Consider the following 25053-nt stretch of genomic DNA (forward strand, 5'->3'; position numbering starts at 1 on the left):
TGGGTGGCGCCGAGGTCATCGCCTGTTTGCTGCTGTTCATCTTCGTGATCATTCCTACGAGCGTTGGCCTCACCATCGCCAATTTCAGGGCGTGCGCGGAGCTTCGTGCACTTCGTCGGACGACCCCCGAGCGAGCAGCAGCACTTGCGGACCCGCTCGCTCCAGCTCCACCGCCATCCCCGCCGCCGCCTGGCCAGGTCTGAACTGTGGTCACTGCCCAACGCCCGTCGACGGCCACGCTCCCGGCCCGCCTCCTCGGCACCGACCACGGGGCGCAGACGGGCAGGGCGAAACACGGGGCGCCGGGGCCGTTCGGGTTTCCGGTGTGCCGAAGTTGCTCCAGTAGCTGACCACCTGGCCGGCCAGGGCTCGCTGAGCGTCGGTCATCGGCCGCTGGGGCGGGACGGAGGAGAACAGGTACGGCAGCTCGAAGCTCTGCGCCGTCCCGTAGGGGAAGCCGGGGTCCGCCCAGAGGCCAGGCCCAGGAGGGGCAGACCGACACGCCCGTGTTCCGCGCGTTCCTGCACGGGTGGTGTCGAGGTCGTCCGGCTTCGATCCCCGCCTGGAACGCTACTGGGGCCTGGTCGGGACGGGCAGCCAGATGGCTGACGGAGAGACTGTCGGTCTCGATGGCCGAGGCTGCTCGGCCCACAGCTGTGGTCCGAGCCGGCTGCCGCCCGTACCCCGGCGACCGGGAGGCGGCTGCGGACGTTCGGCCCGCTGCGCGGTCAGCGGGCGGTCGGTCCGCTGGTCACGGCCGTCCAGCTGCCGCCGCGGACCGCGTACACCGTCAGCTTGCGGTTGACCGTGTCGCCGTTCCCGTCGAAGCCGACGCGGCCGGTGACTCCGTCGAAGCCCAGCCGTGCCACCGCGGACGGCAGTTCGGCCCGGGCGTCATGGGGAAGGGTGCCGCCGTGGGCGGCCACGACCGCCTTCACCGCCTCGATGAGGGCCCAGGTCGCGTCGTACGCGTACGGCCCGTACCAGCCGGCCGCATCCGTGTAGCCGGCCTTCCGATACCGGGTGAGGAAGTCCTGCCCGGCTGCCGATTCCTCGGCGGCCACGCCGATGGTGGTGGCGAGGTCGCCCTCGGCCTCGGGGTTCGTCGTGAGGTACTGCTGGTCGAAGATGCCGTCACCCCCCATCAGGGAGACGTTCACCGCCGCCCGATCGAGCTGCTGGGAAAGGGCTGCGGCGGTGTCGTAGTAGCCACCGAAGTAGACGGCGTCGGCTTCCGAGGACCGCACCCTTTCGGCCAGGCCCGCGAAGGCGCGCTCCGCGGGATCGACCTGCTCGGTACCGACGACGGTCCCGCCCAGCTTCGTGAACTCGGCCGTGAGACCGGCGGTGAGAGCGGTGCCGTAGGCGCTCGCGTCGTCCACCACGTACAGCTTGGTCTTCTTCGCCTCGCCGTGCAGGTACCGGGCGGCGAACGGCCCCTGGTCAGCGTCCGTGGCGACGGTGCGGAAATAGGTGGAGTGGGGACGCGACGGGGCCCCGGCTGCCCAGGTGGAGCCCCGTGTCAGCACGGGATCGGTGTTGCCCGGTGACACGACGGCCATGTTCGCCCGCGCCAGGGGCGGCACGAAGGTCTTGGCGACACCCGAGTTGAGGGGGCCGACGACTCCCAGCACCTTCTCGTCGGCCACGAACCGGGCCGCGTTGGAAGCTCCCTCGGCGGGGTCGGCGCCGTCGTCCAGGGCCTTGATCTCGAAGGTCACCCCGGGGACGGGCTTGGTTTCGTTGGCGGTCCTCACCGCCAGCTCGGCCGAGTTCCTGATTCCGACTCCCATGGAGGACAGGGCGCCGCTCAGCGGTGCGTCCACCCCGATCACCACGGTGACGGAGGAGGCCTCCGACCCGCTGCCGGCCGCGCCGTCGCCGTGCGGCGTGCCCTTGTCCCCGGTGAGGGTCCAGGTGAGGACGGAGCCGGTGGCGAGCGTGGCCAGCACGGTGGCCACGACGACGGACCGCCGGGTGAGGTGTCGGCGCCCGGTTGGTGCCCGCTCGCCGGTCCCCGTCCCGTGCGTACGCGCTTCCCCGGCCCGGGGCTCGGGCAGGGGCGGGGCGGTCGGCCGGTCCGGCACGGGGCGCTGCGAGGCGTCCGCGCCGGACGCGGAGTCCAGGACCGTCGGGGTGCGGGGGGACGGCGGCGGTGAAGTGGGCCGCTCAGGCACTGCCCGGCCGGCAGTGGGCGGCGCGGCATCCGGCGCCGGCACAGGCGTGGCGCCATCCGGCGCCGGTACGGGAGTCGCCTGCGGGTCCGGCGCGGGCGGGGAGGCCGGCTCCTGTTCGCTCCCCCGGCGGGCGGGTGCGCAGGGCGCAGGCTTGCAGGACCGCAGTACCGATGCCAGCATCTCGGCCGCGTCGTCGGCGTCCACGCGCTGCGCCGGGTCCTTGGTGAGGAGCGCGTCCAGGACGGGCGCGAGCGGACCGGCGTGGACGGCGGGCCGGTGCGGGCGGGTGAAGACGGCCACGGCGAGGGCGTGGAGCCCCTCCGCGTCGAACGGGGGCCGCCCCTCGACGGCGTGGTAGAGGGTGGCGCCCAGCGCCCACAAGTCATTGGCGGCGGTCGGGCGCTTGCCTTCCAGCTGCTCCGGCGCCATGTAGTGCGGGGTGCCGATGACCATCCCGCTGTGACTGAGCTTGGTCGTGGCGTCCGCGAGGTGGGCGATGCCGAAGTCGGTCAGGACGACGCGGTCCTTGGCCAGCAGCACGTTGTCCGGCTTGATGTCACGGTGGACGATCCGCGCCCTGTGCGCTTCGGCCAGCGCGTCGAGCATCGCGGCGCCGATCTCTGCCACGCGGTGCACGGGCAGCCGCCCGCCGTTGCGGATGGCGGCGGCCAGGGACTGCCCGCGAACCAGCTCCATCACGAGGACGGGGGCGCCCTCGTGCTCCACGACGTCGTGGATGGTGATGATGCCGGGGTGGTTGAGCGTGACCGCGGCCTGCGCCTCTCCGATGAACCGCCGGACCAGCGCCGCGCGGTCGCCGTCGTCCATCCCTGGCGGGAAAAGGATCTCCTTGACGGCGATCTCACGTCCGAAGAGATGCTGGTCGAGGCCACGCCACACCCGGCCCATACCGCCTTGGCCGATGCGTTCGACCAGCTGGTACCGGCCGGCGATGAGTTCGGGATTCTGCTCGGTCACGCGGACACTCTAGGTCCTGCTGAGCCGAGCAGGTGACGAAAGCATGGCTCGATGTCGCCCCTCCCGAGCAGCGGGGCGCTGCGGCACGATCACGGTGCCAGTCCCGCGCGGCCGCCCTCTGCCGCACGGGCTGCGTAGGACGGTTTCCGGCGGGTAGGCGGGCGGTATCGTCCGCCAGTGGAGGAGGACCCGCATGCCGACACGGCCCGTCCCCGCGTACGGGAAGCAGCCCGAGTGCGGCACCCTGCTGGCTGGTCGCTACCTCCTTCAGGCCCCCATAGGTTCCGGTGGCACGGCGGACGTCTTCCGCGGCACCGACGAGGTGTTGGGGCGGGAGGTGGCCGTCAAAGTACTCCGCGCCGGTACGGACACGGCCACCGTCGAGGACTTCTGCAACGAAGCACGCACGCTGGCCCGGCTCTCACACCGCGCCCTCGTCACCGTCTTCGACGCCGGCCGACAGGGCCAGGGCGCCTTCATGGTCACGGAGTTGATCCGCGGCGCCACCTTGCGCGCCCGGATAGACGCCGGTCCGCTCAGTGTCGTCCATGTGACACGGCTCGGTGCCGAGATCGCCTCCGCCCTCGACCACGTCCACTCCCACGGCATCGTCCACCATGACGTGAAGCCCTCCAACGTCCTGCTCAGTGATGCCGGTGCTCCGCACCTGGCGGACTTCGGACTGTCACGGACCGTGCACGACCGGTCCCGTGACGCCTCCGAGACACTGGTCGGCACGCTCGCCTACATGGCCCCCGAGCAGTTCCTCGGGCAGGGCGCGAGCACGGCCAGCGACATCTACGCCCTGGGACTCACCCTCCTCGAAGCACTCACCGGCCACCGCGAGTACCAGGGAACGCCCGTGGAGGTCGGCACCGCCCATCTGCTCCACGGGCCGCGGCTGCCCGAGGGGCTCCCCGGCGACCTCGGCAGACTGCTGAAGGCGATGACCGACCAAGACCCCCAGGCACGCCCCGACGCCGCCCTCGTCCATCTGCGTCTGCGCGACATCAAGTGTGCGCCGGTCCTCCGCACCGCTCCGGTGACTCCTGCCCCTGCGGACGCGCCCACACACCGCACCTCGGAACTGCCGCCCCTGGCGGCCGCCCTCCCGGCCACCCGGCGGCCTCTACGACCGTCCGCATCCGGGCGGTGGCGGGGTCCGGCACCGCGGCGTGCGACCGCATTGGGCATCGCGGCCGTGGGAGTCGCCGCGACCTGCGCTCTGCTGGTGGGTGGCCTTCCCACCGGGGAGAGGACACCTCCTACCTCGACCTTCAGCGACCACTCGCCCGCACCAAAGGCAGCGGAGCCGCCGGTCCCCCGGTCCGCGCTCCCCTCACCGTCTGCGTCCCCGGCGGCCGCGGCACCCCCCGCCGCCGCCCCGCAAGTCCGGCCGTCCGCCACCCCGAGCGATCCGCGCTCCCGGCGGCAGGACGGCGACCGGCCGGGCAAGGGGCAGTCGGTGGCGGCCAGGGAAGGTCCCGTAAAGGCGGAGGGAAAGAAGCGCAAGGAGCGGCCCGGCTGATCCCCTCGCACGGACCGGTGAGGTCACGCGCCCATGCCGGGCAGACGGAGTTCGAGCCTTGGCGAACCAGGTGCACAGGGCTTCGAGCCGGGGCCGACATCGGCACGTGGTGCCGCTGACGTCGGGCTCCCTGTCGTCCGACACCAGCTGCTCGTCCCGCGGATGCTCTCTCCCCTGATCGAGATCCAACGGCGCACCGCCATCCATGCACCGGCACGTCATGTACGGGCGCGGTCGCGGAGCCGCTGTCGCACAGACCCTGGTACCGCATCAGGCAGCGCCCGCTCTGCCGATGGCGGTGTGGCAGCGAGTGGACGCCCTCATCCCGGGTATGTCGTAGCCCGGCTCTGGATGCCGACGGGGGGTCCCCCACGCGGGGAAGCCCCTGGCCCCGATCGCGATCGCGGTCAGGGCGGCCAGGGCCGCGACAGTCGCAGCCCACGGCGGCACCCGCCTGGTGACCAAGGCACAGGAGAGGAGCGGCAACAACGCTCCGCCGAGCAGGATGAGCGGCAGGTCGACGAAGACCACGCTCAGATCGCGGGCGTGGCCTCGGATCCCCCGTCGATGCTTAACGCGGGCCGTGGCGCCCAGAGAGCCGGCCCGGTCGCAACACCGAGGCCGGTGAACGACCGAGACCTCAAGACCAGCGGCAGCCCCGGGCAGACCCTGGTTCGCCCCTGCCCCGGGTGCAGCCGGAGGCTCGGGCCGGCCAGGGGATGTCTGCAAAGTGATTCAAGGGTGCCGAAGCGGACCTTCCGTGGCTGCTCCGGTCAGGCCTCCCCGCGCAGCCGCCGGGCGATGTCGATGTCGTCCTGCAACGCGCTGACGCGCTCGGCTCGAGTTTCGCCCGCCGTCTCGAGCAGCGCGGCAGCTTGTTCTTCGCCTGCAACTGGCAGCCTCAGCCCCTGCAGCTGGTGGCCCTCGTCGACGTGGCACCCACGCCACGTACAGCAGGGAGCCGATGCCGAGGGGGCTCGGGGGCGGTTGGCCTCGCGGCCTGCCAGCGTCCCTATCCGCAGAAGGCCGCTGACCCCATCAGTGTGGGCCGTCGTGCTGCGCGAGGGCGTTCTCCCGCAGGTTCGGTTCCTTGCGGAGTGTCCTGGTGAACCATGTGCCGTAGCGGTCGCCCAAGATGGGCGCTGATGCTCCGTGGAGGATGATGCTCAGGCCCACGGTCACGGCGATGACCTCGCTCAGCAGGGTTCCCCCGGGCAGATGTTCTTCGAGGGCGAGCAGGCCGAACACGAGGGAGGCGAGCCCGCGCGGACCGAACCAACCGATGTACGCGATGGAGGCGGGGCGCAGGCCGGTGCCGGCCAGGGCGAGTGCGACGGGCAGCATCCGGATGACGGTCAGGCTGAACAGCGCGTAGAGGACCATGCGCCAGGTCAGGTGCTGGAGTGTCGGTCCCAGGATGACGGCGCCGAAGACGAGGAAGCTCAATGAGGCGAGGAGGAGGCCGAGGCGTTCGGTGAACCTGGTGCTCTGCGCCGGGTCCGAGCCCTGGGGAGGGATGTCCAGGTCGGCGGGGGTGCGGCGCAGGTGGATGCCGAAGGCCAGGCCGGCGGCCCAGGCGCCGATGAAGCCGCTGCCCTCGACCATGGCGCACAGGACGTACGCGATGACTGGGACGGCGAGTACCAGAAACTGCCGCCAGTCGGAGCTGCTCAACCCCCGGGCGAGCGACCAGCGCAACAGGCTCGCCCCGGTCCAGCCGGCCGTGAGTCCGATCGCGCTGCTCAGCAGCAGCGCGCGCAGAAACGTCTCGGCCACGCTCGGATGGTCGTGGCCCTCACCCGCCGCCGCGAGGGCCAGGACGAAGAACGGAAGGGCCAGACCGTCGTTCAGACCGGATTCGATGGTCAGGCCGCCGCGGACCAGTGGGGGCACCCGCTTGTTGGAGAAGGCCTGCTGCCCGAGCGCGGCATCCGTCGGCGCGAGGATGACGGCGGCCAGGGCCAGCTCCCACACGCTCAGGCCGGGCAGCAGCGGCCAGGCCACCAGCAAGCCCAGAGCCATCGTGACCGGCAGGCCGACCACGAGCAGCCGCAGCGGCAGGAACTCCTCCAGGCGCAGGTCCCGGGCCCTGATCCCCGCCGCGTCCGCGAACAGAAGGAGCACCAGCGCGCTCTCCAGGAGCGTCCGCGTGACCTCGGGATCCTTCGCCCCGTCCAGCAGGTCTAGTCCCAGCGGGCCGATCGACAGACCGACGAGCATGAAGACCAGCGGTCCCGAGAGCACCGTGGTCGACAAACGGCGTGAGAGCGCCCCGTAGCCGGCGACCACACCTCCGGCGATCAGGACGGCCCAGCCGTTCATCCGCACTCCTCACGCCCGCCTCGCGCAGAGAGGCGAGGTCCGACCCTATGGCGGTGCCGGTCTGATCTGCGGGAACCGTGCTACGAACGCCCCCGACTCGGCCCAGTCGGACCAACGCGGCCGCAGGGAAGGGAACGAGGCACGCCGATCCCGTGATCGGGTATGAGTAGTTGACGTACAGGAAATTCCGGCAAGAACGATCTTGCTGGGGTTCGCCTGCCTCGCGTGCCGAGCGAGGAGTCGAAGTTTGAGATAGGGCCCGGCCACCGCCCGCGCCCGCGTCGGCGGGCCCCTCACCGCCGCCACCGGGGAAGTCATCAAGGCCGCCCGCGACCTGCTGCCCGACCCCGGCCGCTCCATCACCTCGATCGCCAAGCTCCTCGGCGTCTCCCCTGGCACCCCCTACCACCGCATCCCCGACCAGCGCGAACTGCGCGCTCGCGCTGTCCCCCGCCAGCTCGAAGCTCGTAACGACCGGGAGCGCCGCCGTCGCCGCTGCGTACGCGCCCGTGCTCAGCCCCGACACCACGATCGCGCCCGCCACCCCATCGGCACCCTGCTATGCCTCGCTGGGGACGCCGTGATCATGTACGCGCCCCTCAGCGACTGGCCTAATCGGCCTCGTCAGCAGTGACGCCGCTCGGCGTAAGGGCGCGTGAGGAGCTCCTGGCCGTTCAGCTGCGACAGGTCGAAGGCGATGAAGTAGGCCGGCCACCCTGCCGCCAGACCGGCGGCGCCCCGAGCGCGGGTGGCGGCCCGGCGCCGCAACGCCTCGAACGACAACCGGCCCGCCTCGGCGTCCCAGACGACCACATGAGGACAAGGAGTGCGGGCCGCCACCCCGTCAGGAAGGCGGGGCCCGTACTGCCGCTCTGTCATGGCCGCGTCCGTCTCGCCGTCAGCGGCCTCGCGGTAGGGGTTACCTGGCGCTGAGGAAGGGGTCCAGCTCTCGTTCCAGCGCGACCTTTGGCTTTGCGCCGACGATGGTCTGGACGACCTCGCCGCCTTGGTAGACGTTCAGGGTGGGGATGGACATGACGCCGTACTTGGCGGCGGTGGCCGGGTTCTGGTCGATGTTGAGCTTCACGATCTCGATCTTGTCGCCGTGTTCAGCGGCGATTGCTTCCAGGGAGGGCGCGATCTGGCGGCACGGACCACACCACTCGGCCCAGAAGTCGACCAGGACAGGCTTGTCACTGTTCAGGACGTCCTCGTCGAAGGAAGCGTCCGTCACGGTCTTCAGAGCCACAGGGGCCTCCTCGTTCCTCAGTCAGGGCAAAAACAAGAACACCGCAGCACTCCGCCCTGCGAAAGCAGCAGACAGGACTCCACGCCCGCACATCCCCGGCCCGCGGCGTAACGGCCAGATACACAGTGTGGTCGACGGCTTCGCCTCACCGCAGCCGCCTCACCGGATCCGCCCCGAACCGGTCATGCCGGACCCAGGCGCCAGCCCGTCCGCACCCGGCCGCCAGCCCCGCCAGCGGTCGTACGGGCCTGGGCCGGCCAACGTGACTAACCGGCCCGCGCCCAGCCTTGATCCCGGCAGGGACGAGGCCCTGGACCAGCTCGACACGCTCCTCGACCAAGTGAGCGAGCCACGCGTGAAGCTGATCAGCGCCGGCGAAGGACGGGCGTTGATGGTGCTCCTCGGGCTGCTCGACGCCGCCGAGCTGCCCGAGGACATCCGCCGGGCAGCGGGCGAGATGCGGTTCCGTCTCGGCTCCGGCCTCGCCTGACCCCCGACCCGGGGCTACGGATCGGGGCTCGGCTCGAAGACGCAGGTGGTCGGTCTGTCGGCGAAATCGCTGTCGATCTGCGCCGGTCGTAGACGGCCTCGGGCCGGATCCCCGCGGCAAGGCCGCCTACCGGAGCACGCCGTGAACGGCAAGGTGTTCGTAGCAAGCGGTCCGCTGCGGCGGTAGCCGCGTCGGCGGGTTCCGGGGTGCTGCGGGTGGCGGTGGCCCGGTCCATGGCCGCCGCGAAACCGGCATCGCGGCGGCGACGCAGTAGCCGTAGCCGCAGTGCCCGGCGAGGTCGGAGCGTTTGACGCTCTCGCGGGAGGCGGCGCGGGGCAGCGGGGTGGAGTCGATCAGCCGCAGGTCGAATAGGCGCGGTCGGGGACGTCGGCAACAGTACGGGCACAGATCTCCGTGATCATGCAGTTGCGACGTTCTGTGATCACTGGGGAGACCTGTGCCCGCGCTTCGAGGATGCGGCCGGATGGCGGGAGCGCCTGTCGACCGTGGCGGCAGCCCCTGCCGACCGCGGCGATCTCTCGACCGCGCTCATCCGCCCCGACGGCATCGCCGCCTGGGCCGCCGCCCCGGGCCTACCCGTAGACACCGCAGCTCTGGCGACCACGCTGCGCACCCGGCTCGGCGAACCGCACACACGTACGCCGAACGGCCAACAAGGTGAAACTGGCCAACCTGCAGGCAGGAAAGGCACCGGACAACGCAGAGGGGAGGTCTGATTGTGTGCGGTCCACTCTGCCGGCCGGTCGGCACAGATCTGCCCTGATGCTGCCGAAAGGCCACCCCGCCTCCGCACCGGCAAAACATCCGAGGAGCAGGAACGACGATGGCACCCGATCCGACAACCGCCCAGGTGACCATGACCCTGGCTGCCCTTGCAGCCACCGGGGCCACCCCGCGTCCGTCTGGGGAAACCCCGCAACAACAGACCGAACGAATCATCACCGGCATCAACGCGCAACTGAGCGATCCCGGCCTTGCGACGCAGGGCGCGTGGAAGCTGGTGTGGCTCGCCCTGAGCGAGGCCAACGCGAATATGGCCTACATCGCACGGAGCACCAACGGCTCGAACGAATTCGCCGTGGTCGCTCGCGGAACGGACGCCGATCTGACCGACATCCTCGAGGACCTCGATGTCGGCACAGTCGTCCCGTTCCCCGAAAGCGGATCGCCGAAGCCCATCGCCGTTTCCAAGGGGGTGATGGATGCGTTCAAACGGGTTGTCGACGCCCGCTCGATCGCCTCACCCTCCCCGAACGTCACGCTCGCTCAGGCGCTCACCGCCGCACTCAACTCGGCGCCCTCCTCGCCGCAGCCGACCGTCTATCTGACCGGTCACAGCCTGGGCGGTTGCATCGCCACCATGCTCGCGCCGTACCTGCAGGCACAGACCTGGCCGAAACAGCCGAGGTTCGCGGTGATCACCTATGCCGCTCCCACCGCCGGCGTACAGAGCTTCGTCGACTACTTCGACTCCGTGCCGTGGGTCATCGACGAGCGCCACAACAACGCCTACGACCTGGTACCTCACGCGTGGGCCGATCTCGACACCACCGCCGGCTGGTACCCCAGCCCGGGACCACAGGCAACCGAAGAAGTGAAGCTGCTCATCGGGGCGACCTCCAGGCGCACCAAGGGCAACGTCTACGTCCAGCCCGGCACGCTCTGCCCGATGAACACCAGCTACACGAGCCTTGCCAAGAACCTGGTCAACAAGACCACCCAGGACTTCCTCGGCCAGGTCGCCTTCCAGCACGCCAACTCCACCTACCTGGACCTGGTGGGAGCGCCTGCCGTCCCTTCCGCACCGGTGGTGACCGACGTGACTCCCACCTTCGGCGAACCCGGCGCCACGGTGACCATCAACGGCACCGGTTTCAGTAAGGACAGCATGGTCGACTTCGGCCACTTCGCCTGCCCCACGCGCAACATCGACTCCGACAGCAGGATCACCGCGAAGGTCCCCAACGGAACCGGCGTCGTCAACGTCCGCGTCACCAACACCCTCGGCACCTCGCCGGCCGTCGCGATGGGGCAGTTCGCCTATGGCGGACCCGCACCTGTGGTGGTCAATGCCGTCAGCCCGACCAGCGGAGAGGTCGGCACCCTGGTCACCATCAGCGGCTCGGGCTTCGCCGATGGCGCCACCGTGCAATTCAAGGACAAGGCATCCGATTCGGTCAAGTTCGTCTCCACCGGACAGATCACCGCAACCGCGCCCGGTCAGCTCGACGACCACCAGACGGTGAACCTCACCGTGACGGTCGGCAACGCCACCTCTCCCACCAGCCCGGCCGACGAGTTCACCTACACCGGACGGTAGCGTCCGCACGCCCCGTTCCCGGGGTGGTGGCCCTTCGAGCAGCCCCGGGCCCTTGCCGCCGACCGGTCGAACCGTGCCCCGGCGAAGGATCGCCGCAGGACCGTTCACCCTGCGGCGAGCAGGCCACGGATCTGTGCGGCGAGCAGCTGCCGGGCGACCAGGTGTCCGGAACCCAGCCCCGGCCGCCAGATCAGGTTGGGGGCTGTCGCCGTAGTACCAGCGCGTCCAGACCGCATAGTCGGAGCCGATGATGAACTGCTCGATGCCGCGCGGGAAATGCCGCTGGGTCACCCCGTGGTCGCAGATGTACAGGGCGCCGTACCCGATGTCGCAGGTGCCCGCCGGCACTCCGCTCCCGTCCTGCCCGCGTAGACGGGACCGCCGCTGTCCCCGGCTCCGGCCGTGATCCGTTCGGAGACCTGCGAGAGCTTGCGAGGAGCCGATAGTGCTTGTGCTTCTTGTCCCAGAGCAGCGAGCCGACCGCCGTGACCTTGCCGCCGCACTGCTCTCCCAGGAGGGCGCCGTCCGCGCAGAGCAGTTCGCTGACGATGGCACGGCCGCTGTTCCTGACGACCCTCGACAGCCCGTGGGGATCGCCGAGGCCGTACTCGCTGTAGACCGTGGGTGCGGTCTTCACGTTCAGGTCGAGCGCGATGGGGCCGAGTCGATGTATTCCTGGATGTCGACGACCTTGCCGAGGGCCTTGTCCTTGTTCCCGTTCCTGACGACTTCGCCGATCCTGTTCACGCAGGGCGCGGCCGTGGTCATGTACTTGACCTGGGTGAGCGGGTCGACCACCGTGAAGCCGGTCGTGCAGTAGTTCGGCGACCCGGTCCCCGGCCCCTCCCGGCAGGTATCCGCTGGCCTCGAACCTGGTCTTGTCCGGCGCCTTGGGCACCAGGACGGTCGGGGACCCGCCCTCCATGGTGCTGCCGTTCACGGGCACTTCTCCGGCGAGGGAGGTCAGGGCGGAACGGTCGCCCTCCAGGCCGTCCAGTTTCTGCTGTGATCCGGGGACGACGAAGGGGGCGGGTTCGACGGCGACCTCCAGGGCGTTCCCGTCGTTGCTCGGATCCACGCTCGTGATCGACGCCCCGCCCACGGTCGCGTCGGGGCGGGCCATCGTCCGCGCCTTGTCCTCCAGCTCCGCACGCGTGTACCTGGCGACCTCGACCGTCACGCGGAGGCCCTGCTTTCCGCTGGGACGCGATCAGGTTCGTGAGGAGGCGCGTCACTCGGGAGGGCGCGCCGATTCACCGGAGAATCGGCACTGCAACAAGGCAGCGGATGTCCTGCCCGGGTGTGTCGAGGGACGTATCAGATGCAACATCGTGGCGCCGAACCCGGTTTCCCAAGGTAGAAGGCCACGCCATCACCAGGACGAGCCGTACGCCGAACTCCCCACCCCAGGTCGGACATCGTCACCAACCCGAGCGGAATGATGCAGGCGACATAACTCCGCCTACTTCGAATCCCACGCCTCGGCGAGCGGCACCATGTGGTCGATGTCCAGCTTGGAGGCGTCAGTGACGGTGGTGTCGTCGTAGTACGACACCCACACACCCCCCCGTGAGCACGCAGCCCGGACCTCGGACAGCAAAACCTCGGCGCGGGTGTTGCAGCCGTCCACGGGGATGTCGCCCGCGTTCCAGTGCTTGAAACTGGTTCGCTGGTAGCCGGTACGGTCCTCCTCGACCGCGAGCGGAAGCACGGAGTCCGCGCCCCCATCGGCAGAAGCCTGCGGAACGGCCGCCGGCTGCTCGGCAGCGTACGCCGCAGTGGGCAACGGGGTGGGGGCGAGCCCCTTGTGCGAGGCGTGTAAGGCCGCGCGGCGGGCGCCGAACGGGAGCTGAGCGGTGCCCGCACTGCCACCCAAGACCTGACCCGCGGGACCGCCTGACTGCCCTCGCGCACAGCCGCCAGGTCCCTTTCCAGCTCCTCCATGCCCGATATCCGCCTGGAACTCACGGGTGCTGAGCAGCTGTTATCCATCATCGAACGCCCGGACAGCTGCCCCACCCTGCCGCAGGTGGCCTGCCGGTCGGAGGCGGAGGCATGCGGTGCTGGCAGTCGCGTGGCGCAGCGCCGAGGCTGGCCCGCAGGGTGTGCTCGCGGTCACCTGCGTGACCTCCTCCTAAGGGCTGTCCCGTAATCCCCGGTGGATCAGCGTGCGGCGTCGGATGCGGTGCATCGCAAGGCGGAGGAGCGTCCGCATACTGGGCGTATTCGGGCGTTCCGACAACGCGGCGAGGCGGCGTAGCCGGCTCGTGGTAGCGGAAGAGACACTTCCCGGGTGAAGGAGAGGAGCCGGCCCTACCTGCCTGTCCGTGTCGAGAGCGGCTGTCACGCGTGGTTGCCCAGGCTGCTCAGCCGACTGCGAAGCCGTGACGTGTTTCCTGGCACAGCATCCGCCTGCTCCAGCCTCAGTGGGGCAGTGGTGCAGTGGTGCAGTGGTGCAGTGGTGCAGCCTGAGAGTGACGTGCCTGCGGCGGGCACCCGGGCAGGCGTGGTCATTACCAGGGGCGGCTGATGGTGTTGGTGTCGAGGGTGACCGAGCCGTTGATGGCCAGGGCCTGTCCCTGGATGGTTACGCCGGCGTTTACGGTGATGGATGTCAGGGCCAGGATCCTTCCCGCAAAGACGGTGTCGGTGCCAAGAGTGGCTGAGCTTCCGATTTGCCAGATCACGTTCCTGGCCGTGGCGCCGTTGATGAGGAGCACGCGGCTGGCCGTTGCCGTGGTCAACGTGGATCCGATTTGGAGAACCCATTCGGCGTTGCGGTCGCCCTGGGCGTCCAGGGTGAGCGTGCCGGTGAGAGCGAGGGACGTGGGGGCGTTGTAGACGCCGGGGGCCAGCGTCAGGCCGCCGAGGTCTCCGGAAAGGCCGGCGTCCGGGAGCTGGGCGACGGCAGTGTCGTAGGTGGCGATGAGATCGGCGTGAGCCTGAAGGGCGTCAGCGTCAGTGATGTGGATGGTGCCGTGAACCTGACCGGGCGGGAATCCGGTGACGGACGTTCCCGGGCTCACCCCGAGATCCCCGGTGACTTCGGAGGGGCCGGTGTTGGTGACCGGCGCGCCGCCCAGCACCGCGAAGCGTCCCAGATAGGTGTAGGCGTCCGAAGCGGTCGCGGTGCCGCCGAGAGTGATGACGGAGACGTCGACCGGGCCGAGTTCTCCGGCTGGGAGCAGTGCGTGGATCTCCGTGTCTGAGGCGATCCGCCAGGACAGGGCGGGCGTGCCACCGAAGGTGACGCCAGTGGTGTAGGAGAACGCGGTTCCGGTGATGACGACGAAATTGCCACCGTCCACCGGCCCTTTGTCCGGGGTGACGGCAGTGATGGACGGCGAGTCGAGATAGGTGTAGATGACCCCACCGGCGGTTCCGCCCCTGCTTCGTACGGTGATCGTCACCGGACCTGCGGAGACAGCCGCAGGGACGGTGACGGTGAGTTGACCGTCGGAGCCGACGGTGAAGGCGGCGGCCTGCGCACCGAAGAGGACCTCGTACGTGGTGTAGAGGCCGAGTCCTGTGAGGGTCGCCGTGTTGCCGCCGGTCAAGGGGCCGGCGGGTGGCGGAAGGAGGCGAAAGGAGGGTGGCGGCAGGTAGTAGAAGCTTCCGACGACGCCCGTTCCGCCGGCGGTGGTGACCGAGACCGGAACGGCGCCGTGGCCGGAGGGGGTGACGGTGGCGGTGGTGGAGTCGCTGAGGACCGTGAAACTCGCAGCCCGGCGGGAGTCATAGAGCACGCTGGTGGTGCCGGTGAAATGGCTGCCGGTGAGCGTCACCGCGTCACCCCCACCCGTGGATCCCTGGTTCGGTATGACCGCCATGGGGCGCTCCCTGAGTCTGTCGGCCGGTCGGCGGGCTGCATCGTCGGCCGGTCCCTGCACCGATGGCCGCAGTGGTTCTCCTCTTCGGAGTAGCCCACTGGCCCACGCACCTGACAAGAGTTGAGGGCATATGTCACCCGAATGAGGTACGTGTTCGCAGGCGCATATCCAGCCGACACCGCGTGCCGCGCGGCGGCTGCTTCCGTGGCAGAGTGTGACGTTGCCCGGGCCCGCGGCCTCGCCACCGCAACAATCTCGGATGTTGCAACGAATTAGCATATAAGCAGATCGTCAGCAATACGCCGCCGATGTGCCCTGTTTTCACGCCGTGCGCTCACCTGAACGGCTGATTATGCGACGAAAGTCTTGTCGGACTGCCACTCTGCTGGGTTGATTCTCGTGTCAGTATCAGCGGCATTCGAGTCCGCAAACAGACACGGGCAAGCCCCCTGATCAGGCGGCAACTGACTCCTGACGGGCTGTACTTCTCGACAGGCCCTGCGCACAGCGCCGACGGCTGCAGACCGTCGACCGGGCATCGGCGCAAGGCCATCGAGATGCCACTTGGCCAGTGGACACGAGAGCAGGCTCGCCCTCATCCGGGACGTAAGCGGACCGAACGCCCCATCACTGCTCGGCAATGTACCGCATTCCGAGCGAGGAGGAACGCTCATGCCTATCAGCCCGAACCAGGGATCCAGCGGCGGCGGCACACTCGTCACGATCACCGGCAGCAACCTGACCGGCACCACAGCCGTGCGCTTCGGTACGCGACTCGCCACCTCCGTCACCAACGTCTCGCCCACCCAGGTCACCGCCGTCTCCCCCTCCGGCACCGGAGCGGTCGGCGTCACCGTGACCACCCCGGGAGGGACGAGCAACCCGATCCCGTTCTACTACGTCGGGGCACCGTTCAAGCAGTCCCTCAGCCCGTCTTTCGGGTCGACCGCGGGCGGCGACACCATCACCATCAACGGCACCGGATTCTCCAGTGCCACCAGCGTCTCCTTCGGTGCCAACACCGCGGTGCCGACGGTGGTGTCCGACAGCCAGCTCACGGTCGTCGCACCGGCCGGCGCGGCCGGCTCGGTCGGCGTCAGCGTCACCACGGCCGGCGGCACCAACAACGGGCTCTCGTACACCTACGTCGCCGCCCCGACGGTGACGGCGGTCGTCCCGGCGCAGGGACCGGAGTCCGGCGGCACCGCGGTGACCCTGACCGGCACCGGCTTCACCAGCACCAACCAGGTCACGTTCGACGGCAACCCGGCACCCTTCACCGTGATCTCCGACACCTCGCTGTCGGCCGTCACGCCTCCCGGCACCGGCGGTCCCGTCGACGTCGTCGTGACCAACGACGCAGGCAGCGCCATCCTCGCGGACGCGTTCACCTACATCGCCGGCCCCGGCATCTGACCGCTCCTCGGCCGGCAGCCCCTCAGCGGCCGGCCCGTCCGGAGCGGACGCGATAGCCCATCAGGGCCCGTCCGCCCCCAAGCCCCCGGCCCGGAAACCCCACCCGGGCCGGGGGCCCGCCCGCCCGCCAAGAGTCAACGGCAGGGCAAGCCCGTCAGCTCTCTTCTCTCCTCGGCCCTCCCGGGCCCGCCCGACACTCTACGGAGACACCGTGAAAGACAGCGCCCCCGCGGCGGGAGCGGTCCGGCCCACCGCCGTCATCGCCGCCGTACCCGTTCTCACCGCGGTCGTACCCAGCACGGGCCCTGCGGCAGGCAGCAACAACGTCGTCCTGAACGGCAGCGGCTTCGTCGGAATCACCGCCGTCATGTTCGGCACCAAAGCGGCCCTCGGCTACACGGTCAACTCCCCCACGCAGATCACCGCAGTAGCCCCGTCCGGAACCGGCACCGTCGCCGTGACCGTCAAAACGCCCGGCGGAAGCAGCAACTCGGTCCCCTACACCTACGCGGCACAACCCTCCCTGACCGCCGCCTCGCCGAGCCAGGGACCGTCTTCGGGCGGCACCACCGTCATCCTCACCGGGACCGGCCTCACCGGGGCCACGGCAGTCACCTTCGGCAGCACACCCGCCACCAGCTACACCGTCAACTCACCCACCCAGATCACCGCCGTCACCCCCGCAGGAACGAGCGCCGTACCCATCACCGTCACCACGCCCGGGGGTACGACCGGTCCCGTCTACTTCTTCTACCTCAACGCGCCCACCGTCACCACCGTGTCGCCGAGCCAGGGACCGTCTTCGGGTGGCACCACCGTCATCCTCACCGGGGCCGACCTCACTGGGGCGACGGCAGTCACCTTCGGCAGCACACCCGCCACCAGCTACACCGTCAACTCACCCACCCAGATCACCGCCGTCACCCCCGCAGGAGCGGGCTCCGTAGCCGTGACCGTCACCGGCCCGGGCGGCATCAGCAATTCCGTCATCTACACCTACGTGGCTCCACCGGTCCTCGGCTCCCTCACCCCCACACAGGGGCCCACCGACGCCGGAGCCGGCGTCACTCTCACCGGCAGCGGTCTGACCACCACGACCGCCGTCCACTTCGGTGCCGCACCCGCGGCCTTCAACGTGCTGTCCGACACCACGGTTGCAGCGACCGCCCCAGCGGGGGTACCCGGCCCTGTTTCCGTCAACGTGACCACGATCGGTGGCACCAGCAACTCCCTCACCTACACCCGTGTCGCCGCTCCCTCGATCTAGATCGGCACTCCAGACCGCTTGGACGACGCGGGTGCTGCCGACCCTTTACCCCGGAGGCTCTTTGCCGGTTTTCGTTTCTGTTTTGGGCGCGAATGCTTCGACGCCGGGCGAGTCTGCCGACAGACAAAGGGACCATTGCGCATCACCGTCCGTGAATCTGTGAAACCGTGCTCCCCGCATCGCCATGCCTCTGGCCCAAGCGGGTTGACTAGGCCCAAGCCTCCCAGGAATGCGAGAACCTGCGGCGTAACGTGACGCTCCCCGACCAGTCATGGCGGACCTCCGCCCGGATCGATCAAGGAGCCGAAACCGTGAGACGTTGGCAAGGCCGAAGAATGTGGAAGACCGGCACCATCCTGGCGCTGGCCACCGTAGTGGGCCTCGCTTCACCGGCAGCGGCAGCTGTCAACTCGACGACGACGGTCACAGCGTCACCCCCAGCAGCAAACGTCGGGGTACCCGTGACACTGACCGCGACCGTCACCTGTGCGGCCGACCCCACGGGAGGTCTCGGCGTGACGTTCTTCGACGGCGGCGACATCCTGAACACCGTGCCCGTCGGCGCGGACGGACAAGCGGAGCACACGACCTCCTTCACGACCACCGGCAGTCACACAATCACGGCCGCATACAACGGGAACGAAAACTGCTTCGCTTCGAGCAACACGACCGCCGTCGTGGTCTCAGCGGCGCCCACACCCGTCCCCCCCACGCCACCTGCGAACGGGTTCTGCCTACTCGCCTGCGGCGGCCTGATCAATTTCACGGTCGGTGACATCAACAACAACATCGAAGTGCACTGACTTCCCTGACGGCTCAGCGGCGCTGGCCCGGCAGAGGGGCACGCGTTCTCTCCTGCTACGCATGACGCTACGCCGGACACCTTCCCACCTGCAGCGATCACAGCAACATGACGTCCACCTCACGGTCACCGCGGGCAAGGGCCAACCTCGCGCTTTCACGTGCGTCCATGCCTTGATCAAATAAACGGAGAGTGCTTCTGACCTGCAACGATGGGATTTGTATAGGGTCCCTTTGGCTGCACGGAAAGAAGCACTCTCCAGGTGAGCAAGCGTAGCGGGTTGTACCCGCGTGTCCGCGTCGAAGGCGGTGGCAGCAGGGCGGTCTCACAGGCCGGGGCGGTGCGGCTGGTCGAGACGCTCCGCAAGTCCGGGCTGGACACCGCGATGTCGGTGGCAATGACACCATGGCGCAAGCCGCGGACGGTGCACGACCCGGGCAAGGTCCTGCTGGATGTCGCGCTCGCGGTGGCGCTGGGCGGGGACTGCCTGGCCGATGTGGGCATGTTGCGGGCCGAGCCGGCCGTGTTCGGGCCGGTGGCCTCCGACCCGACGGTCTCCCGGCTGATCGGCAAGCTGGCGGCGGGTGGACAGCGGGTCCTGGCCGCGTTGCGCACCGCCCGTGCTGAAGTACGCGAACACGTCTGGAAGTTGGCCGGTGACGCGGCGCCGGATGCGGGCGGGCAGGTGATCGTGGACATTGACGGCGTCCTCGTCCTGGCACATTCCGAGAAGCAGGACGCCGCCGCGACCTGGAAGAAGACGTTCGGGCACCACCCGCTGATGGGGTTCGTCGACCACGGCCGAGGCGGGTCCGGTGAGCCGGTCGTGGGCCTGCTGCGGCCTGGCAACGCGGGTTCCAACACCGCAGCGGACCACATCGAGGCCACGGCGCTGGCCCTGGCCCAGCTGCCGAAACGGTTGCGGCGGGGACGGCAGACGCTGATCCGTACCGACTCCGGCGGCGGCACCCACGAGTTCGCCGCCTGGCTCGCCCGGTGCGGGCGGTGGTTGTCGTACTCGGTCGGCATGACCATCACCGACTCCATCCACCAGGCCGTCCTGAAGGTGCCGGCCTCCGCCTGGACGCCGGCCGTGGAACCCGACGGCGATGTCCGCGACGGCGCGGTGGCCGAACTCGCCGGTGACTGCCTGACGGGCTGGCCGAAGGGGCTGCGGCTGATCGCGCGGAAGGAACGGCCGCACCCTGGCGCCCAGTTGCGCTTCACCGACGCCGACGGGATGCGCTTGACCTGCTTCGCCACCAACACCGCCGACGAGGCGATCGCCGCCCTCGAACTGCGCCACCGGCAGCGGACCCGCGCCGAGGACCGCATCCGCGCCGCCCGCACCACCGGCCTGCGCAACCTCCCCCTCCACGACGCCACGCAGAACCAGATCTGGCTGGAGATCATCCAGGTCCTGGACATGCTTGCCTGGATGCCCCTGCTCGCCCTGACCGGCCAAGCACGGCTCTGGGAGCCCCGCCGCCTACGACTTCGGCTGTTCTCCACCACCGCCCAGCTCATCATCACCGGCCGTCGCCGCTACCTCCGCCTCGCCAAGCACTGGCCCTGGACCGGCGTGATCACCGATGCCCTGGATCGGCTCCAGGCCCTTCCGAACCCCGGCTGACCAGCACATTCTCATCCCTGCGAGCAGCACCAGCCCACCGGAGCCGTGGAACCCGGCGCGCACCCGACGCGACAGCCGGGCCCCCAAGCTGCCCAGACTCCGAAAATCCCGACAACACTCACCACAAAGGGTCCTCAGCAAGCTGACGAGCCCTCATGAACGACCGAAGTTAGGGGTGTTGCAAAATTTCCGACGGACGGCGCGAGTCGATATCGGCGACACGCGGTTGTCAGTGCCCTCAAGTAGGTTCTCTCCGTTCGGCCCGACAAGTGGGCCGCCGAGCTGAGGGACTCGTCGTAGTGAGCATCTACCTGCACTTTCGCGCCGTGGCTGAGTCCGACATCCGGGACGACCACACCTGGCTCGCTGCATTCATGTCTGAGGCTTGGGAAGACCACGTCGACGAGTACGCAGCGGGAATCGCCTGCTCGATCAACAAGGGCTGGGACTCTGTCAACGACCTCTATACCGCAGCGGATGCCCTCGATGGATACTCCGACGAGCCCTGGATACTGCCGATCTACGGTGGCCGCCCCGTGCCACACAGCGCTGATGCCGACCCCTCCGATCCCCCGCTGATGCTTCTGGAGCCGCCTGGGGTGTCACAGGCCGCACATTTCCTTGCAACCGTCCCTTTCGACGAGCTGTGGAACGTTGTCGGCGCCAGCTTCAGTGCCCTCGGCTGGAGCAGCCAGGAATTCCTCGACCACCACAGGGATCTCCAAGGGTTCTACGGGCGGGCGGCTTCGGCAGGCCACGCCGTGGTCAAAGCGGTGTGGGCTTGAAACGTGGCCACGTGCTGGTTACAGCCACTCGTTGATGGCTGCGACCAGCACGGCCGCTTCGTAGCGGACGGCGAGTTTGTCGTACCGGGTGGCGACAGCGCGGTTCCTCTTGAGGCGGTTGATCCCGCACTCGACCGTGCGGTCTCGCGCACGGCACCGGCAGGGGAGGTCTGCGGTACGGGCTCCAGCCTCCGAAGCGGGCGAGGAGGGTTCGAGTCTCGTTCTCGTCGACGTTCAGGCCGGGGGCGGCAGCCACCGCCTCGGGGCGCGGCGCTGGCCGAGGGCGTGTCGGTTGCATTCAGCCGCCGTATCGAGCGCAAGGGCGTCATCGTGTGGGGCAGTGGTGCGGCTTCGGTCAATTGGTGATCTTCGCTTGGGCTGTCCAGGGCTCTGGCGGACCCTGCGCACCTGCGGGACCAGCGGTCCGGCGGGACCGGCGGGACCGGTCGGACCAGGGTTACCCGGGCAGCCCGGCCTACTGCCGGCCCCCGCAACGTCCGCACCGACACCGCCGGCAAAGCAGCGTCCGAACCAGTACCTATTCCTGCCAGGCGCGGGTCCCCGGTGCTTCCTGATCCACCCGCCGATCACACCGACCCCCGCTGGCCGGTGATCAGAACTTACGCAACTGAGACAGCGTCACCCCACGTGCGATAAAGCCCGGGAACAGCGATCCCATGCGAATCCCTCACCCCCAAGGCAGTGATCCCACCCGCTGAAAACAGCCTGCTACCAGCAATAACGTCCCAAAGCCCACTGTCTCTCACCCCATCACCCCAAAACCGCGAGACCCCAACCAGCCGTTGCACAGAAGGCGAGGGCGAATGACGACCCTGGGTCGGGCAGCAGCGGAAAGTGGCGAAGATCTTGCGGTCCTTCCGGCAGGCGTTCGTCCGGTTGAGACCCGGAGGGTGTGGACCGGAGCCTCCGCATGCGGTTCGCCGCCGCCGCTGCACGAAACGGCTTCGGCCCGGCCGACAGCGCCGTCGTGCACCACTCCTCAGGCTCTCGAGGTCATTGTTACCGGTCTCGCCGCGGGCGGTACGACACGGGCAGGAGAACGCTGCCGCTACGTGCCCCAATGCCGGACTCGCCCGCCTTGATGACCGAATACCGCCCTATTGGACAGCGTGGCCGATTTTGAAGCCGCGGTGTTGTCGGGGAGTTGGCACCGGTCCATGATCGCTTCTCGTACAACCTGACTACCCACCAAGGAGCCAAGATGTGATGGCAAACCCCCTTCCACGGGATGGGGATGGACGGCCTGCGGGCCGCCTTCCGGTACCTGCAGCCCGGGGTCACCGTGCAGGGTTCTGGTTTCTGAGCAAGGGACGTTTCTGAAACTCACCTGCAAAGCCACTCGGAGGAAGAGGTACTCCGGGGCTTTTCGTCTCGGCCCCCGCACAGGCGGTTCTCAGCTTCTCCCGCACTACAACATCCGCGTGGGCACGGCCGTTCACGCCGAGTGGGTCCACCTGGCAGCACGGCTTCCTGTATGCCGCCCCGTACGCCGGACTCCGCTACTGCGCCGACGCAGACCACGCGGTCCGACACGCGTCGTCATTACCTGATCGCAGCTCGCCGCGTTCTCCTCCACCGTGCCGCTCTCTCGCATGCCCTGCATTCCACCATCAAAGGAGTTCTTGATCTTCATGTACAAACGCTCGGGGTTTCTCGCCCTCACCACTGCGGGCGTAGTGCTGTGCACCGCTGGTCTCACGCCATCGGTCAGCCAGGCAGCCGGCAGTGCCGACGGCGAGAAGGGGTCCTACGCCGAAAAGCACGGCCTGACAGCGGATGACATCGGGCACATCAACGCACTGAACGAGAAGGCTCTGAATCTGGGTCAGCCCGGCAAGCCGTCGGGAGGATTACTGCCGAGTGCCGCCGAGTCCCTCAGGGCCTCCGCATCGGCTGGCGACAGGGTCACCCCTCCCGCCGAGCCGCTCGACAGCATGCCTGACGCGTACCGGGCCCACGGAGACAGGGCCACTACCGGCATCAGCAACTACATACGCAAGTGGCAGCAGGCCTACAGCCACCGCGACGGCAAACCTCAGCAGATGACCGAAGAGCAGCGAGAGCAGCTGTCCTACGGGTGCGTCGGGGTCACCTGGGTCAATTCAGGCCCCTACCCGACGAACAAGCTGGCCTTCGCGTCCTTTGACGAGGACAAGTACAAGAACGCTCTGGAGACCACCGGGCCACGGCCGGGCGAGACGCGGGCCGAGTTCGAGGGGCGCATCGCCAAGCAGAGCTTCGACGAGACAAAGGGGTTCAACCGGGCTCGTGATGTGGCATCCGTCATGAACAAGGCCCTGGAGAACACCCACGACGAGGGGGCCTATCTCAACTACCTCAAGGCAGAGCTCACGAAAAACAACGACGCTCTGTCCAAAGAAGACATCCGTTCGAACTTTTACTCAGCCCTGAGGAACACACCGGCCTTCAAGGACAGGAACGGGGGCAACTACGACCCGTCCAAGATGAAGGCGGTCATCTACTCGAAGCACTTCTGGAGCGGACAGGACCCCAGGAACCCCTCCGACAAGAGGAAGTACGGCGACCCGGACGCCTTCCGCCCCAACCAGAACACAGGCCTGGTCGACATGTCGAAGGACAGGAACACCTCGCGTAGCCCCGCCAAGCCCGGCGAGAGCTACGTCAACTTCGACTACGGCTGGTTCGGGGACCAGAAAGAAGCAAACCCCGACAACACCATATGGACCCACGCCAACCACTACCACTCCCCCGGCGGCGCCATGGGGCCCATGCAGGTATACGAGAGCAAGTTCCGCAGCTGGTCCAGCGGCTACACGGACTTCGACCGCGGAACCTACATCGTCACCTTCATACCCAAGAATTGGAACACCGCCCCCGCCAAGGTGAAGCAGGGCTGGCCGTAACACCCGGCCCCTCACCTCGAACACGCCCTCCGAGCAGCTGCCCAGCCCCACCACGTGCCACATGCGGAGCGGGGCAGCCTTCGATCACCCACACCCCCCAGTTCGCGGCCCGATGACCACCCGCCCCGACCGGGTGTTGCCCATCACCCCCAGGGCTCCGCTATGAGCCTTGAACACTCGGACAGGCAGTCCTCCGCGTCGTCGACAAGGGCCAGTTGGAGCCCGTCGAGGAACCGGACCGGCGTATCCCGCCTCCCCTTTTGCCACTCACAACAGGGGAGGCGGCCGGTACCTTCGTGGGGATGACGGTCGCATCGCGGGCGGTCCGCGCCCTCCTCCCGGCCCGACTCGATGTCGAACAGTTCGGCGCCCGGCACGATGTCGTACGTCGTCCAGTACGTGAGCCCGTTGATCACCGACGGGCCGAGGTAGGGACAGTGCACGGTGGTGGCCTCGACGTACCCGGCGAACTCGGTGGTGGTGCGGTCCAGGGAGACGCGCAGAGCCCCCGCCCGGGCGGGCGAGGGCTCCATGCGCGTGGTGCTGGTCACTCCGCGGTCTCGGCGAACTCGGGCCCGCAGTTCCACGACGCCTCGACGCGGCCGGTCTCCCGGTATGCCGAGAACGCCTCGCCGTTCAGCCGACCGCGCTCGTCGGTGAACCAGACTGCGGGCAGCGGTCCGTACGCCTCCTCGTACACGGCCACCTCGATGTCCCGGGCCCTGTGTGTTTTCGGTTGGCCGGCGCCCTTGCCACCCGCCTCGGCGGAAGTGGGCGCCGGCCACCAACATTCTCAGAACCCGTACGCGACGTGGCGTGAACGCAGGTCATCGCCTTCCAGCGGATCGCATAGCGGACAGTTCCCGGTGTGTTCAGACAGCACACTGCGGGTGAACCTGGCCGCGTCGCACGGCCCAGTGCTGCCAGGAGCTCAGCAGTCCCCCCTACGGTGCCATCCATGAGGTGATGCTCCTCAACGGGCAGGCCGCCGAGCTCGACAAGCTCATCGAAGCCCGATTTCGCGATCACCAGCACTTCGAAGTGATCACCAGCTTGCCCGGCCTGGGCACCATCCGCGGCGCCGAGTTCCTGGCCGCCACCGGCGGCGACATGTCCCAGGTGAAGATCGCCGACCAGCAGGGATACGCCCAGATCGCCGGGACGGCGGGCGAGGTGTGGGTCCGCGGCCACCACGTCATGCAGGGCTACTTCGAGGACCCGGCCGAGACCGCCGCGGCCGTCACCCCGGACGGCTGGCTGCGCACCGGCGACGTCGGGGTCCTCGACACCGACGGCAACCTGCGCATCACCGACCGGATCAAGGACATG

The 25053-nt window shown here is 68.9% G+C and carries 19 protein-coding genes and 3 pseudogenes; 11 read left to right on the forward strand and 11 right to left on the reverse strand.

Annotated elements, in window-relative coordinates; all coding sequences use genetic code 11:
* Positions 1-728: 728 nt before the first annotated feature.
* Positions 729-3155, reverse strand: coding sequence for a bifunctional serine/threonine-protein kinase/ABC transporter substrate-binding protein (locus tag IF09_RS43425; RefSeq protein ID WP_078613452.1), 2427 nt, complete (start codon positions 3153-3155; stop codon positions 729-731).
* A gap of 193 nt (positions 3156-3348) precedes the next feature.
* Between IF09_RS43425 and IF09_RS40620 the strand changes: the two genes are divergently transcribed.
* Complete coding sequence (locus IF09_RS40620) at positions 3349-4683, forward strand: serine/threonine-protein kinase (protein WP_051832875.1); 1335 nt, start codon at positions 3349-3351, stop codon at positions 4681-4683.
* Positions 4684-5721: 1038 nt separating this feature from the next.
* Here IF09_RS40620 and IF09_RS0125730 read toward each other — a convergent pair.
* The 3 genes from IF09_RS0125730 to trxA form a co-directional block, all read right to left on the reverse strand.
* Positions 5722-7005, reverse strand: a complete 1284-nt coding sequence (locus tag IF09_RS0125730) for a cation:proton antiporter (protein ID WP_030299548.1) — start codon at positions 7003-7005, stop codon at positions 5722-5724.
* Positions 7006-7629: 624 nt separating this feature from the next.
* Entirely contained in the window at positions 7630-7884 is a 255-nt protein-coding gene (locus tag IF09_RS0125735; RefSeq protein ID WP_158710051.1) for a hypothetical protein, read from the reverse strand.
* Positions 7885-7924: 40 nt separating this feature from the next.
* Positions 7925-8254 (reverse strand): thioredoxin, encoded by a 330-nt coding sequence (gene trxA / locus IF09_RS0125740; protein WP_030299551.1) that lies wholly within the window; start codon positions 8252-8254, stop codon positions 7925-7927.
* Between the two features lie 262 nt (positions 8255-8516).
* Here trxA and IF09_RS0125745 point away from each other — a divergent pair, with 262 nt between their 5' ends.
* Positions 8517-8744 (forward strand): hypothetical protein, encoded by a 228-nt coding sequence (locus IF09_RS0125745; RefSeq protein WP_078613457.1) that lies wholly within the window; start codon positions 8517-8519, stop codon positions 8742-8744.
* Between the two features lie 261 nt (positions 8745-9005).
* Here the strand turns inward: IF09_RS0125745 and IF09_RS47270 are convergent.
* Positions 9006-9113 (reverse strand): annotated as a pseudogene (locus tag IF09_RS47270) (IS982 family transposase); the annotation flags it as partial.
* Between the two features lie 86 nt (positions 9114-9199).
* Here IF09_RS47270 and IF09_RS48550 point away from each other — a divergent pair.
* Positions 9200-9481 (forward strand): hypothetical protein, encoded by a 282-nt coding sequence (locus IF09_RS48550; protein ID WP_418953075.1) that lies wholly within the window; start codon positions 9200-9202, stop codon positions 9479-9481.
* 107 nt (positions 9482-9588) lie between these two features.
* Positions 9589-11085: an IPT/TIG domain-containing protein gene (locus tag IF09_RS0125750; RefSeq protein ID WP_030299555.1), complete on the forward strand. Its 1497-nt coding sequence runs from the start codon at positions 9589-9591 to the stop codon at positions 11083-11085.
* A gap of 639 nt (positions 11086-11724) precedes the next feature.
* Here IF09_RS0125750 and IF09_RS45835 read toward each other — a convergent pair.
* From IF09_RS45835 to IF09_RS41985, 3 genes are all read right to left on the reverse strand, one after another.
* Positions 11725-11883, reverse strand: a complete 159-nt coding sequence (locus IF09_RS45835; RefSeq protein WP_158710052.1) for a hypothetical protein — start codon at positions 11881-11883, stop codon at positions 11725-11727.
* Between the two features lie 664 nt (positions 11884-12547).
* Positions 12548-12796, reverse strand: a complete 249-nt coding sequence (locus IF09_RS40630) for a hypothetical protein (protein WP_051832879.1) — start codon at positions 12794-12796, stop codon at positions 12548-12550.
* Positions 12797-13598: 802 nt separating this feature from the next.
* Positions 13599-14915: an ice-binding family protein gene (locus tag IF09_RS41985; RefSeq protein WP_051832881.1), complete on the reverse strand. Its 1317-nt coding sequence runs from the start codon at positions 14913-14915 to the stop codon at positions 13599-13601.
* Positions 14916-15587: 672 nt separating this feature from the next.
* Between IF09_RS41985 and IF09_RS0125775 the strand changes: the two genes are divergently transcribed.
* From IF09_RS0125775 to IF09_RS0125795, 5 genes are all read left to right on the forward strand, one after another.
* Positions 15588-16331: an IPT/TIG domain-containing protein gene (locus tag IF09_RS0125775; protein ID WP_030299562.1), complete on the forward strand. Its 744-nt coding sequence runs from the start codon at positions 15588-15590 to the stop codon at positions 16329-16331.
* Positions 16332-16542: 211 nt separating this feature from the next.
* A complete protein-coding gene (locus IF09_RS0125780; protein ID WP_030299564.1) occupies positions 16543-17598 on the forward strand; it encodes an IPT/TIG domain-containing protein in 1056 nt (351 codons plus the stop codon).
* Between the two features lie 335 nt (positions 17599-17933).
* On the forward strand, positions 17934-18401 hold the full coding sequence (locus IF09_RS43435) for an Ig-like domain-containing protein (protein ID WP_078613454.1): 468 nt from the start codon (positions 17934-17936) through the stop codon (positions 18399-18401).
* Between the two features lie 261 nt (positions 18402-18662).
* Positions 18663-20033, forward strand: a complete 1371-nt coding sequence (locus IF09_RS0125790) for an IS1380 family transposase (protein WP_030299570.1) — start codon at positions 18663-18665, stop codon at positions 20031-20033.
* A 299-nt stretch (positions 20034-20332) separates the two neighbouring features.
* A complete protein-coding gene (locus IF09_RS0125795; RefSeq protein ID WP_030299572.1) occupies positions 20333-20818 on the forward strand; it encodes a DUF1877 family protein in 486 nt (161 codons plus the stop codon).
* 18 nt (positions 20819-20836) lie between these two features.
* Here the strand turns inward: IF09_RS0125795 and IF09_RS48555 are convergent.
* Positions 20837-20953 (reverse strand): annotated as a pseudogene (locus tag IF09_RS48555) (IS5/IS1182 family transposase); the annotation flags it as partial.
* A 1517-nt stretch (positions 20954-22470) separates the two neighbouring features.
* On the opposite strand from IF09_RS48555, the gene IF09_RS0125800 reads away from it, so the two are divergent.
* Positions 22471-23724 carry a protein-glutamine gamma-glutamyltransferase gene (locus IF09_RS0125800; protein WP_030299574.1) on the forward strand — a complete coding sequence of 418 codons (1254 nt, stop codon included), beginning with the start codon at positions 22471-22473 and terminating at the stop codon, positions 23722-23724.
* 143 nt (positions 23725-23867) lie between these two features.
* On the opposite strand, the gene IF09_RS0125805 is transcribed toward IF09_RS0125800, so the two are convergent.
* Both IF09_RS0125805 and IF09_RS45840 read right to left on the reverse strand, forming a co-directional pair.
* Positions 23868-24275: a hypothetical protein gene (locus IF09_RS0125805; RefSeq protein WP_030299576.1), complete on the reverse strand. Its 408-nt coding sequence runs from the start codon at positions 24273-24275 to the stop codon at positions 23868-23870.
* The gene (locus IF09_RS45840) at positions 24272-24430 is read right to left on the reverse strand and encodes a hypothetical protein (protein ID WP_158710053.1); all 159 of its coding nucleotides are present in this window, start codon (positions 24428-24430) and stop codon (positions 24272-24274) included. Before IF09_RS45840 ends, IF09_RS0125805 begins: the two co-directional genes overlap by 4 nt.
* Before the next feature lie 257 nt (positions 24431-24687).
* Between IF09_RS45840 and IF09_RS47275 the strand changes: the two are divergent.
* Positions 24688-25053: pseudogene (locus tag IF09_RS47275) on the forward strand (AMP-binding protein); the annotation flags it as partial.

Source organism: Streptomyces katrae, assembly GCF_000717655.1.
Classification (GTDB): domain Bacteria; phylum Actinomycetota; class Actinomycetes; order Streptomycetales; family Streptomycetaceae; genus Streptomyces; species Streptomyces katrae_B.